At 44.2% G+C, this 12,461-nt stretch carries 7 protein-coding genes and 1 pseudogene; 3 read left to right on the top strand and 5 right to left on the bottom strand.

The features are described 5' to 3' along the window. Positions 1 to 78 precede the first annotated feature (78 nt). Together QUA83_RS21585 and QUA83_RS21590 are read left to right on the top strand one after the other, a co-directional pair. Positions 79 to 2,331: pseudogene (locus QUA83_RS21585) on the top strand (response regulator); the annotation flags it as partial. Positions 2,332 to 2,589: 258 nt separating this feature from the next. Then, on the top strand, positions 2,590 to 5,985 hold the full coding sequence (locus tag QUA83_RS21590) for an ATP-binding protein (protein WP_333295711.1): 3,396 nt from the start codon (positions 2,590 to 2,592) through the stop codon (positions 5,983 to 5,985). 48 nt (positions 5,986 to 6,033) lie between these two features. On the opposite strand, the gene QUA83_RS21595 is transcribed toward QUA83_RS21590, so the two are convergent. From QUA83_RS21595 to QUA83_RS21615, 5 genes are all read right to left on the bottom strand, one after another. Next, on the bottom strand, positions 6,034 to 6,306 hold the full coding sequence (locus QUA83_RS21595) for a peptidoglycan-binding domain-containing protein (protein WP_333157427.1): 273 nt from the start codon (positions 6,304 to 6,306) through the stop codon (positions 6,034 to 6,036). A 221-nt stretch (positions 6,307 to 6,527) separates the two neighbouring features. Then, positions 6,528 to 6,809: a peptidoglycan-binding domain-containing protein gene (locus tag QUA83_RS21600; RefSeq protein ID WP_333295713.1), complete on the bottom strand. Its 282-nt coding sequence runs from the start codon at positions 6,807 to 6,809 to the stop codon at positions 6,528 to 6,530. Between the two features lie 515 nt (positions 6,810 to 7,324). Continuing rightward, on the bottom strand, positions 7,325 to 8,779 hold the full coding sequence (locus QUA83_RS21605; protein ID WP_333295714.1) for a hypothetical protein: 1,455 nt from the start codon (positions 8,777 to 8,779) through the stop codon (positions 7,325 to 7,327). A gap of 265 nt (positions 8,780 to 9,044) precedes the next feature. Further along, a complete protein-coding gene (locus QUA83_RS21610; RefSeq protein ID WP_333295715.1) occupies positions 9,045 to 9,665 on the bottom strand; it encodes a DUF3177 family protein in 621 nt (206 codons plus the stop codon). Positions 9,666 to 10,065: 400 nt separating this feature from the next. Then, positions 10,066 to 10,302, bottom strand: coding sequence for a Calvin cycle protein CP12 (locus QUA83_RS21615; protein WP_190662788.1), 237 nt, complete (start codon positions 10,300 to 10,302; stop codon positions 10,066 to 10,068). A gap of 740 nt (positions 10,303 to 11,042) precedes the next feature. Here QUA83_RS21615 and QUA83_RS21620 point away from each other — a divergent pair. After that, positions 11,043 to 12,296, top strand: coding sequence for an FIST N-terminal domain-containing protein (locus QUA83_RS21620; protein ID WP_333295716.1), 1,254 nt, complete (start codon positions 11,043 to 11,045; stop codon positions 12,294 to 12,296). Positions 12,297 to 12,461 lie beyond the last annotated feature (165 nt).

Genomic DNA, 12,461 nt, shown 5'->3' on the forward strand with positions numbered 1-12,461 from the left:
ATCTTTATTTGACGATTTTACTAGCTTTTTCATTTTAACTCTTTTTTGACACATTCGCAAAAGTGAGATGCACCCGCATCTAACGAACTTGGAAAATTAGCTAATGCTTTCAACAGCATGGCCGCTCAATTAGAAGTATCTTTCACAAAATTAGAGCATCAAAATGCCCAATTGCAGCGACTTGACAAACTCAAAGACGAATTTTTAGCCAACACTTCTCACGAACTACGCACCCCGCTTAACGGCATTATCGGTTTAACTGAATCTTTGATCGACGGTGCTACAGGGCAATTGGCTGAATCGACTATTTCCAATCTGGAAATTATTGCATTTAGCGGCAGAAGACTGTCCAATCTCATCAACGACATTCTCGATTTCTCCAAGCTGAGACACAAAAATATTGAACTGCAAATCAAGCCGGTTGGCATCCGAGAAATTGTCGATATCGTAGTGACTCTTTCTCAGCCTCTAATTCGTACAAAAAATTTGCAGTTAATTAATTCCGTCACTCCCGACATTCCCCTAGTGGATGCGGATGAAAATCGCGTGCAACAAGTTCTTTATAACTTAATCGGCAATGCGATTAAATTTACCGAAAGCGGCATCGTTGAAATTTCCGCGAAGGCGATTAGCTTGGACTCGCCGCCGTTGCGCGACAAAGAAAGTTCAGTAACAAGCCAGCTTCAATCTTTAATTCTCAGATCAAAACTGCAAATTACGGTATCCGATACTGGTATTGGAATTGCTGAAGATAAATTAGAACGAATTTTTCAATCTTTTGAACAAGCAGACGGTTCCACTGCTAGAGAATACGGAGGAACAGGTTTAGGTTTGGCAGTTACAAAGAAGTTAGTAGAGCTGCACGGCGGCGACATTCAGGTATCTTCAAAAGTAGGTATTGGTTCGCAGTTTACCTTTAGTTTGCCAATCTCTCAAAATCAGTATGTCGATTGCAAGCATTTTCCAGCAACGGTTCGGCCATCTTTAGTTTCAAGAACCAACGATCGCAAGTTAATAACTAATGCAACTGTCGCACAAATTTTTAATAATAACAGTTTAAGCGATAATCAAGAAGACCAAGAAAACAGTCGGGTGAAAATCTTGATTGTCGATGACGAACCTGTGAATATTCAGGTATTGGCTAACCATTTACTTCTTGAAAAATATGCGCTCGCCAAAGCTAGCAGCGGTAAAGAAGCTTTAGCCCTTTTAGAGATAGGCTACAAGCCGGATCTAATCTTGCTAGATCTGATGATGCCACGGATGACGGGTTACGAAGTTTGCGAGAAAATCCGGGAGAAATTCACGGCGATAGAAGTGCCAATTGTAATGCTAACCGCCAAAAATCAAGTATCTGACTTAGTGCAAGGTTTCAATGCAGGAGCTAATGATTTTTTAACTAAACCGTTTGTCAAAAATGAATTGCTAGCCAGAATCAAAACTCACATCCGTCTGGCAAAAATTAATGCAGCTTACGGTAGATTTGTCCCCCACGACTTTCTGCGATTTTTGGGACACGAAAGTATCGTTGATGTCCGACTAGGCGATCAAATTCAGAAAGAAATGACTGTTTTATTTTCTGACATTCGCTTTTTTACGACTATCTCAGAAGCGATGACTCCCCAAGAAAACTTTAGTTTTATCAACAGCTACCTCAGCCGAGTGAGTCCGGTAATTCGCGCTCACCAAGGTTTTATCGATAAATATATTGGCGATGCGATTATGGCACTATTTCCTGAGTCGGCAGATGATGCTGTTCGCGCGGCGGTGGAAATGCAAAAACAAGTTATTATTTACAACCAGGATCGACAACGGAGCACTTACCCACCTATTACAATCGGCATCGGTTTGCACGTGGGTAGTTTAATGTTGGGTACGATTGGGGAGGAGGAACGGATGGAAAGTACAGTGATTGCTGATGCGGTGAATCTCGCATCTCGCTTGGAAGGATTGACTAAGGTTTACGGGGCGGGAATTCTAGTGAGTGAATCAATTTTAGAGCGTTTGGGCGATCGAGAAAAATATATGTGCCGATTTGTCGATCGAGTCACAGTAAAAGGCAAAAAATCAGCCGTGTCGGTGTTTGAAATTTATGATGCAGAAACAGAACAAAGCATTGAACTAAAACAGGAAACTGCTGCTGAGTTTCAAAAAGGTCTGGAGCTTTATTTCGAGCAAAATTTTACTGAAGCGCAAAAATTATTCAGTAAGATTTGCGAAAGAAATCCTCAAGATAAGTTAGCAGCAATTTACTGTCAGCGTTCTCTAAAGAATGGAATGTATGGAGTGCCAGAAGGATGGTCTGGGATAGAAGCTTTGGATGAAAAGTAGTGATACAGATATATTGTATGTGAGCATCGGTAGGGACAGGACAATGCCTTGTCCGGCGCGGGGAGTTGGACAGGGAAATGCCCTGTCCCTACAGTTCGCTTTGACTTTTAATAATTTGGTATAAGATTAAGGATTGTAGACACGAGATCAGGTCTTCCTTGCGTAAGTTGTGTTTAAGTACAAAATGGTTTATAATATTTACCAGCGGTAAGCCTTCGCTCCAAGTATTAACTCGGTTTTTCAACCTAAACTAATGTTATGTCCACTCTTTCTCTCAAGCGCTTGGTGGCAAAACTTTCAGGAACAGCAACGCTCCAAACTGTACTCATAGTTCCGTTTGTTTTGCAAGTATTTGCAGCGGTGGGTATTGTAGGATACTTATCATTTAGGAACTCTCAAAGAGCAGTGAATGACCTTGCGGATCAATTGATGGGGGAGGTGAGCAATCGCATCGAGCAAAATTTGAGAACTTATCTGCAAACTCCGCACCAAATCAATCAAAGCAAGCTGGATGCAGTGAAACTGGGTTTTGTGAACATGAAAGACTTGTCCGCTTGGGAAAAGTATCTGTGGCGACAAGTGCAATTATATCCTTATATCAATTTTACGTCGATCGCTAATCAAGATGGAGAATATCGCACTGGCGAAAAAATGTCTAACGGCACTTTATTGATTAACGCATCGGGCCCATCGACAAATTTTGATTTTTATTCTTACAATACTAATGATACGGGCGATCGCACTACAGTAGCCGCCTCCGTTAAAAACTTCGACATCCGGCAGCACCCTTCCTACGCCTATGCGGCTCTAGAAGCCAAACCAACTTGGAGTTCAGTTTATATATCCTTCCTAGAACCCACCTTGATCCTCAGCGCGCTGCAACCAGTTTACAACAGCAAGAAACAGTTAGAAGGAGTATTAATTACTGCTTTGCGTCTCGACAGTATCGGTCAATTTTTAAACAGCCTCAAAATAGGTAAATCTGGTCAAACTTTTATTATCGAAAGAAACGGCACGCTGCTGGCAACTTCCACACCCGAAAAACCTTTCCGCAGCCAAAACGGTAAAAAAGAACTGTTTAAAGTTACAGAAAGCAGCGATGCAGTAACGCAAACTACAGCTAAATATTTAGAAAGTTACTTTCAAAACTTGCACCAAATTACAAAAACGCAGCAAATAAATGTTGAGATAAACGGTCAGCAGAAATTTTTAAAAGTCCTGCCATTCCAAGACGGCAAGGGTTTAGATTTGCTGATTGTCGTCGTCGTTCCCGAAGCCGACTTTATGGAACAAATTCATGCCGGCAACCGAACTACTGTTTTGCTATGCTTGGCAGCTTTGGGCATGGCAACTGTGTTAGGACTTCTCACTTCTCGCTGGATTATCAAACCTCTTATAAAATTAAAAAATGCAGCAATAGCTTTATCTGAAGGACAATTTGACCAAACTGTAAAGCTCGATCGCTCCGACGAGTTGGGCGTACTTGCCGCTGCTTTTAACAGCATGGCAGCACAACTGCAAGCATCTTTTACTGCCTTAGAAACTAAAAATACCGAATTGCAGCGACTGGACAAACTGAAAGACGAATTTTTAGCCAATACTTCCCACGAACTCCGCACTCCCCTCAACGGCATTATTGGGATTGCAGAATCTTTAATAGACGGTGCTACCGGACAACTGCCAGAACCAACAAATTTTAACTTAGCTTTAATTTCATCATCAGGCAAAAGATTGTCTTCTTTAATTAACGATCTTCTGGACTTTTCTCAGCTAAAACACAAAAAGATAGAACTGCAAATTAAGTCCGTCGGTATTCGAGAAATAGTCTCTGTGATTCTCACTTTGTCTCAGCCATTAGTAGGCAAAAAAAACTTGCAGTTGATTAACTCAGTGGCTCCTGAATTGCCGCCAATAGCAGCCGACGAGAATCGCTTGCAGCAAATACTTTACAACTTAATCGGCAATGCGATTAAATTTACCGAAAGTGGCCGAGTTGAAATTTCAGCAGAATTGGTAACGGGCAACGCACAATCACTGCCTAATTCCCAATTAGCGATTAGTGTATCTGACACCGGTATTGGCATCCCCGAAGATAAATTAGAGCGAATTTTTGAATCCTTTGAACAAGCTGACGGTTCCACTGCTAGAGAATATGGCGGCACGGGTTTAGGGTTAACTGTTGCCAAGCAATTAGTGGAATTGCACGGAGGCCAAATTTCGGTATCTTCAACTGTAGGCGTCGGTTCCCAATTCACCTTTACTTTGCCCGTATCTGAGAGTCAACCGGAATTTAGCAGCATACAGCCGCGTTTAACCGAGGGTTCTCCCATTTTTATCACTCCTGAACTAGCCCGCCAATCCTCTATAATAAATTCTCAGGTACTAGACAATAGCGAGTCGCTAGAAAGTGAAAAATTAAAAATTTTGGTAGTTGATGATGAGCCGATTAATATTCATGTCATCATCAACAGTCTTTCTCTAGCCAACTACGAAATTACTCAAGCGAGCAACGGCTTAGAAGCTTTAAATCTGATTGAATCAGGATTTAAGCCGGACTTAATTTTACTCGATGTAATGATGCCGCAGATGACGGGTTATGAAGTGTGTCGAGAAGTTCGTAAAAAATACTCGCCTTTAGAAATGCCTATTCTGATGCTGACGGCCAAAAATCTAACTACTGACTTGGTGGAAGCTTTTAACTTAGAAGCCAATGATTATGTAACTAAACCTTTTATCAAAAAGGAATTGTTGGCGAGAATTAACACGCAAATTCGCCTAGCCAAACTGAATGCAGCCTACGGCAGGTTTGTGCCACACGATTTTCTAAACTTGCTGGAAAAGCCGAGTATTATTGAAGTAAAATTAGGCGAACATCAGGAAAGAAATATGACAGTGCTGTTTGCTGATATTCGCTCGTTTACTGCGCTTTCAGAAAATATGACACCGGATGAAAATTTTACATTTATTAATACTTACTTGGGAAGGGTTAGCCCTGCGATTAGGAAAAATAACGGGTTTATTGACAAATACATTGGTGATGCAGTCATGGCACTGTTTCCTACATTTCCGGAGGATGGTGTGCGAGCCGCAATTGATATGCAGAAAGAAGTAAATCTCTATAACCAGCAGCGAGAAAAAAATGGCTTGTTTCCGATCGCGATCGGCGTCGGTTTGCACGCGGGCAATTTGATGTTGGGTACGATTGGCGAGCGAGAACGGATGGAAAGTACGGTGATTGCTGATGCGGTGAATCTCGCGTCTCGTTTGGAAGGATTGACTAAGGTTTACGGATCGGGCATTCTAGTTAGCGGTGCAATTATCGATCGCCTCGACGATCCAGAAAAATATAAGTACAGATTTGTCGATCGAGTAATGGTGAAAGGAAAGACAAATGCTGTGTCGGTGTTTGAAATTTACGAGACAGAAACAGAGGAAAGCATTGTACTTAAGCAGCAAACTGCGGAGGTTTTTCAAGAAGCTCTCAATTTTTACTACGAGCAAAAATTTGTTGCCGCCCAAAAAGTATTTCAAAACATTTTACAAATCAATCCAGACGATCGGGTAGCAATGCTGTATTTCAAACGCTCTCGCAAGTATCGAATGTACGGAGCCCCGGAGGGGTGGTCGGGCGTGGAAACTTCGACGGAGAAATAGGGCGTGCACTGCACGCCCTACTATGTTTAAAATATGGTTGTACAAACTTTAAAATATATTTGTACAAACACCCAATTTATTCCAAGTTTTAGGGCCGACAATGCCATCAGCAACGATTTGTTGTTGCTTTTGAAAAGAGATGACTGCTTGTTCGGTTTTCGGGCCGAATCCTCCATCAGTATTTAAAGAAAATCCCTTGGTGTTCAAGAGTCGCTGAAGGTAGCGAACGTCCTCATTTTGGGTGACGCCATCGTTGCGTTTTAGTAGGGGAAAATAACGGCAGGAAGGTAATTCAGTGCGAATTGCGTTTGTGGTTTGCATGGTTTGATTCTCCATTGGTTGTTTGCAAGTTGTTTAAAAGCAGAGAAGTGCGGAAAAGATGTTAATTAATAGTCCTGGATGCACTTTTGACGGGCATAAACAAGGTTTCGGCTTCGCTCAACCACCATATTTTTTAGCGTTTCTGGGGGCGTAAAGGAAGTATTGCTGTGAAAAAAACCTGTTTCTTGCTACCCGTGCGCCTAGGATTAGTTAACTTGGATTTAACATCCGGGTTCACCTGTATAACAAGCCCCTAATAGACTCCAAGTTTGAGGGCCGACAATGCCATCAACAGCAATCTTATTTTCCTTTTGAAATTTGATGACTGCTTGTTCGGTTTTTGGGCCGAAGAATCCATCAGTTGCGACGGGATATCCGTTTTTCACTAAGGATTGTTGGAGATAGCGCACGTTTTGATTGGCAGTGGTACTATTATTTCGTTTCAGTGTGGGTAGTGAAGAGCAAAGAGGCAATTGAGCGTAAACTGAATTTGTGGTTTGCATTGTTTGATTGGGGATTAGTGGTTTGCAAGTCGTTTGAACTTGCTATTCCCCAGTTGTAGCTGTGGGGGGAAGTGCTTTAACAGTCGCTTTTTATAGTGACGCTTATCTGGGGTAGCTCAGATGAGTGACACGCCGCTATGAAATCCGTTGTGTACAAAGTAATTGTCAAAGGCAAACGGCAGCGAATTTCCATTTTTTATCAACTTTTAGCATCTTTGCCACCAGCCCCACACCATAAGTAAGGGGGCGCGAACAAACGCCCCTATGTAAACAAGGGCCAAGTCTCCAAAGGCTCTCTACTGGCTGATTTAAACCTGTTTACATAGTGTTACATTATGCGGTTTAATCCCGTTTACCTACTTACCTGTAGGGCTGTTGGTGTCGGGAGGGATAGGCAGATTGACGTAGGGAAAGCGAGGCAATCAATCCTGTCACGGTGTAATCGCTCCACTCTTGTATAAGCTGAGTAAGGGTCTTTTTTATAGAGGAGGCATAAATACTGTATTTAAAGCTAGTTAACCATTTGAGCGAAAAGGCCGATCGGGAAAATTGGTCTGGGGTTGTGACTTTAACTTAGAAGTGATATCGTAGAATCGGTAGATAGTAGATTTCCGACTGTCAAACAACTTGAGAATTGAATCAATGACAATTTCTGTAACTATAGGATTAAAGTCGGAAATAAAGTCGTCGGCGTTGAGATTTTCTCGAAAAAATTCCTTAGCTCGATCGCACTGATAGCGCATTTCGTCAAAGCCAACAATTTTTACCACAAACGTTGTCAGGGGCGAACTCTCCAAATCGGTATTAGAAGTGCTTTTAGCCCGCCCATTTTCTAATAAATTCAATACTTCCGCTTCTAAACCAATTTTAGGTTGGTAAGGTTTCTCTATTTCTGGAAAAAAGCTTTCCAGGCGCACGCAGTTAGGATCTTGATCCGGAATTCCTCCCATCATCATCGCCAGAGAAACCTCAATTCCCAAATCCGAAGCAAGAGCTTCTAGCAGGGCTAGGGCAGACAGTTTGCAGCCCAAATAAAGCTTCGCAATTTCGAGATTGTACTTAGCAGTAGTTTCCCAGCGCTGATAGGTGCGATCGTCTGGATATCCCTCAAACTGTCGGAAAATTATTTCGGGCTTGAGATAATTCAGAAAACCTTCCATCTTGAGCAAAGCAACTCGGTAGTCGCGAACCGTGTAAAAACCGCAGCAGATGAGATTGTGATTGGTTTCCGGCAGTAAATTCCAGGTATTTGCCAAAAAATGGGCTGAACTATGGTGAGCAAAACTCATCACATCCCGGTTAGAGATTCGCACAGCTTTTTTCACCGTTTCCCGCATTTCCTCATCAGTCAAACTGAGGTTAAACAGGCTATTTATTGCCTGCAAGCGGTTATAAAGGCGCTGGCTTACCGTTACTCCTGCATCGGCGGCGCGAAAAGGAATTGTTGCTTCAATGCAGCCGGCAATTTGAAGCAATTGCTCGCGTTTAAGAAATGGTTCTAGAGCTTTTGCTGCTACGACAGCGCTGAGAAATTCGTTTTGTCCAGCGAAAGGATTGAGGACTTCGCCCGGTTCAAAATTGAATACCAGCATTACCATCTCGAAGGTAGCATCCGCAGACAGTTCAGATTTATCCCGAATTTGTAGTTGTTTGTTAACCTCTTTTGCAACAGGAGTGATGTAGTAGCTGACGTTAAAGTTAATGCTGCGATCGACTTGCACGTAGACGGTATCGTGAAATAAAGCTGCCAAAACCTCGATCGCGTCTTCCTTTCCCCCCACATCAAAAATATGTTCAGGAGTGTGAAAAAACCGCCAGGGGCCCATCATCGGCTGAACAATCAGTTCGGCAATCCGAGCGAGTTCACTTGGTTCGACTTTTGCTTCGAGGCGATCGATCGCCCAAATCAGCCTTTCTAAGCACTGTAAGTATGCTTGTTTGCTATCCATCACAGTCTTTCCCAATAACATTGCTGTCAGTCGATTTTAGATTTTAGATTTTAGATTTTAGATTTCTTCCACAGATGAATCTGGAAGCTTGAACCTTAGTCTAAAATTTTTATATCTCCACGACATGAGTCGGCGGCTTGTATCCGTTTTTGGGCGGCGTCACGTCAGCTACTCTGCTGTTAGTTCGATTCTTTCGTATATGCGCCCGGTTTTTTTTTTGATTTTTGAGTGTTTTGTTGAAGACTTTAGCTGCTATTTAGGAGGCAAATACGTACTTAAAATTAACTTAATTTCCGGTAGCTGACCTCCCCTGTTTTCCTAGTCTAATAAGCACAAAGTATGACAAGTAAATTACATAGATTCCTAAACCTATCAGACCCAACAATCCAAAAAATTGAGGGCTTGCCGTAGGGTGAAACATTTGTTTATAGAGCCAAGGTGGGTCTAACCAAATGCGGCAAAAAGGTTCGTCAATTACCTCAATTTGCGATTTAAAAGCACAGCTTAAGAAGGGAAGTTGAGCAAGAGCGCCCAAACCGCTGTAAACAGTAATCGCCCACCGCCAAGCTGTAAAAGCCAGTTTCAGGGGCGACTGCGGTCGATCGGCAATTTCTTCGTTTAAATCCTCCCAAAACCACAGACTAGCAGGAATTAAGGCCCTCCCAATCACCGACGATACAAAGCTCACAGGCAGCGCAGCCATCATCAGGTAAAGTGTAATTGCCAGCAAACTCGCCACCCGCCAATAAATAATCGACAAACGGACGATCGCATCAGCTTTTGCCACAACAGCCCAAATCAGCACTACCAGCGGGATCGAAATTGTTAATAACACAGACAACCGGTAATCCATCCAGACTAGCGGTTGAAACCAAGGCCCGGTGGCTGCCAATAAAAGACTCAACATCTTTGGGAAAATATACTCACTTATTTGTCACAAATTTTACTACAAAAATGCTAAAAAATCAGCAACCCGAACACGGTCTTAATGTTTTAGTTTCTGCTACCTTTTCTAAGGTACTGGGCGCGCTTTGAAGGCTACTTGAGACACGATAGACGGCAATACGCTTGAGTTAAAACTGTTTATTCTTGAGATATCTCCTTCCCATCCTCGCCCCTTTTGGGGGACGCAAGAGCAAATGCTTGTCACCGTTGGGGGGCGAGGGGGAAGCTGGCGGATTTGAACCGTATTGGGATAGAGAGCAAATCTCGCCATTATTTCAAGGCTCAACCCCTAAAATAAAATTCTCCCGCGCCAAAAGTTAGATTTCGGCGCGGGAGGGAAGGCATAGAGCTAAATGGCTCGTTTATTCCTCGTAGATGCGGCACTCAGCAGCGTCAGGATTGTCGTCGCAAAATTTTTCAAAGGAATTCTTAGGTTTGACTTGCTTTTGGTGGGAAGCTTCTGCTTGCAGTTCTTCAACTGCGTCCCACGCCGCCGCGCATTCCCCGGAAGTTGCGCCCTTGAGGTCACAGACGGTACGAGCGCTTTCTAGTTCTTCTTCAATTTTCTCTTGGATGTTGCCTGCGGGTGTTGTTGTCATAAAAATTGTTGGTAGGAAAGTGTAGGAGAATATGGTTGTCCCCGACCTATTTCTAGGTAATGTTAGCACGCGCCTTTGTTTAGTGAGCTTGTTCGGCTAACGGCACGTCCTTAACCCAAATAAAGATGTTTAACCGTTAACGACAGAGCAAGGGACTAGCTAAGCAGCCGCTTGGTGTCATAACTCAAAAAACGTAGACTTCTAAAGTATACGGCTGGTCAACTGTGGTTTAAGTCTTAGGCTCGAAGCGAGCGTGTCTTTAGACCTGGATCGTTGACCTTATTAAGTAAGAAAGGTTTTCTTTTGGGATGTTAGTTTGGGTGGGATTTGCTGTTTCGGTCTGGCGACCCCAGCTAATAATAGCTTGAGATGCGCTGCTGTTGCAGCAGCCCAGAGAGAAACCATCCATAACTGCGATCGCAGCAGCCGTCTCTACTCCCTGCTTTACTAGCCCGTAGGCGGATTCTAGTACACAGGCATCAATGTAGGTCGAGCTGACCTTACTTTTGATGAAAACATTACACGAGGTTGGTGTGTGAAACTGTATTGAGCTTTATCTTTTAAGATTTAGCTGAATACGGCATTTAACACTAAACAGATTAATGGGACACTCATGTTAACTTATGTTAACACAAGAACGGCAATCGATGGGGAATCGATCGCCCAAGAATAGCGTCCCCCCAGTGGCCAGTTCCAGTTAGCCTAATGTATAGAGATAGTTTTATAGAGAAGTTTGCCTTATGTACACCCAAAACCAAATGCAATGGGTCAGCGCTTTATCAACCCGTCCCTCTTTGGAATCCGCCCTCAAAGAAGTTATAGAACAAGCCGATCGCGACCTAGAAGGCCCGGCTGATTTAGCGCTGATATTTATCTCGTCTGCCTTTGCCAGCGAGTATTCTCGGCTGATGCCTTTACTCCGAGAAATGCTGCCAGTACCCGCGATCCTGGGCTGTGGCGGGGGAGGAGTCATCGGCACGAACCGGGGCGGCATCACCGAAGAAGTCGAGGGATCTCCGGCAGTCAGCCTGAGTCTGGCGCGCTTGCCGGGAGTGAATGTCAGAACTTTTCACGTCGGTTCAGAAGAACTGCCGGACTTAGACAGTCCCCCGGATACTTGGGTGGATCTCTTGGGCGTGCCGGCCCAGGAAGAACCGCAGTTCATCATCTTGGCCGACCCCTTTTCCGCAAAAATTAACGATTTGCTCCAAGGGCTAGATTATGCCTATCCGGGCGCGGCCAAGGTAGGGGGACTCGCCGGGGGGGACGGTGCGGGCAGGGGCGCGGCGCTGTTTTGCGACTATCAGCTTTACCGAGAAGGGACGGTTGGGGTAGCTTTGAGCGGCAATATAGTTTTGGAAACGATCGTCGCTCAAGGCTGCAGGCCGATCGGGCATCCTTATCGGGTGACGGAAGGAGATCGCAATATTTTGCTGAAACTCGAAGAACAAACCGACGATACCGGCAGCGGGGGCATCGAGCGATCGCCCTTAGAGGCCCTGCGAGAGTTAGTTCAAACTTTGAGCGAAGAAGACCGAGAATTAGCTCAGCACTCGTTATTTGTAGGCTTAGTCAGCGATGAATTCAAGCTGAAATTAGAGCCGGGAGATTTTTTAATCCGCAATCTGTTGGGAGTAGATCCGAAAGTGGGGGCAATTGCGATCGGCGATCGAGTCCGTCCGGGACAGCGCATCCAATTTCACCTGCGGGACGCGCGAACCTCCGCAGAAGACCTAGAAATGCTGCTCGATCGCTATCAGCGGGCCGCCGAGTACAGTGGTACATCCAGCGCCGGCGCCTTGATGTTCTCTTGTCTGGGGCGCGGTGAAGGGCTTTACGGCGAATCAAACTTTGACTCCCGACTGTTCGGCCGATACCTCAAAAACATCCCCCTGAGCGGCTTTTTCTGCAACGGCGAAATCGGCCCCGTCGGCGGCAGCACATTTCTGCACGGCTACACCTCCGTATTCGGGATTTGCCGCCAAAATTCATAATTTGTGAACTGTTGACTGTTGACTGATGACTAATGACTGATGACTGATGACTGATGACTGTTGACTGTTGACTGATGACTGTTGAAAATCTAAAATCTAAAATCTAAAATCTAAAATCGATCGACTGATGACCAATAAATAAAAGCGGCAGTCGCCTGCCGCTTT

Origin of the sequence: Microcoleus sp. K1-B1, assembly GCF_036704705.1 — a bacterium.
In the GTDB taxonomy this organism is placed as follows: domain Bacteria; phylum Cyanobacteriota; class Cyanobacteriia; order Cyanobacteriales; family Microcoleaceae; genus Microcoleus.

What these genes read in the sequence shown, in the direction of transcription:
- QUA83_RS21615 (WP_190662788.1), bottom strand. Translation starts at nt 10,302, where the DNA reads ATGACAACAACACCCGCAGGCAACATCCAAGAGAAAATTGAAGAAGAA.
- QUA83_RS21595 (WP_333157427.1), bottom strand. Translation starts at nt 6,306, where the DNA reads ATGCAAACCACAAACGCAATTCGCACTGAATTACCTTCCTGCCGTTAT.
- QUA83_RS21610 (WP_333295715.1), bottom strand. Translation starts at nt 9,665, where the DNA reads ATGTTGAGTCTTTTATTGGCAGCCACCGGGCCTTGGTTTCAACCGCTA.
- QUA83_RS21590 (WP_333295711.1), top strand. Translation starts at nt 2,590, where the DNA reads ATGTCCACTCTTTCTCTCAAGCGCTTGGTGGCAAAACTTTCAGGAACA.
- QUA83_RS21620 (WP_333295716.1), top strand. Translation starts at nt 11,043, where the DNA reads ATGTACACCCAAAACCAAATGCAATGGGTCAGCGCTTTATCAACCCGT.
- QUA83_RS21600 (WP_333295713.1), bottom strand. Translation starts at nt 6,809, where the DNA reads ATGCAAACCACAAATTCAGTTTACGCTCAATTGCCTCTTTGCTCTTCA.
- QUA83_RS21605 (WP_333295714.1), bottom strand. Translation starts at nt 8,779, where the DNA reads ATGTTATTGGGAAAGACTGTGATGGATAGCAAACAAGCATACTTACAG.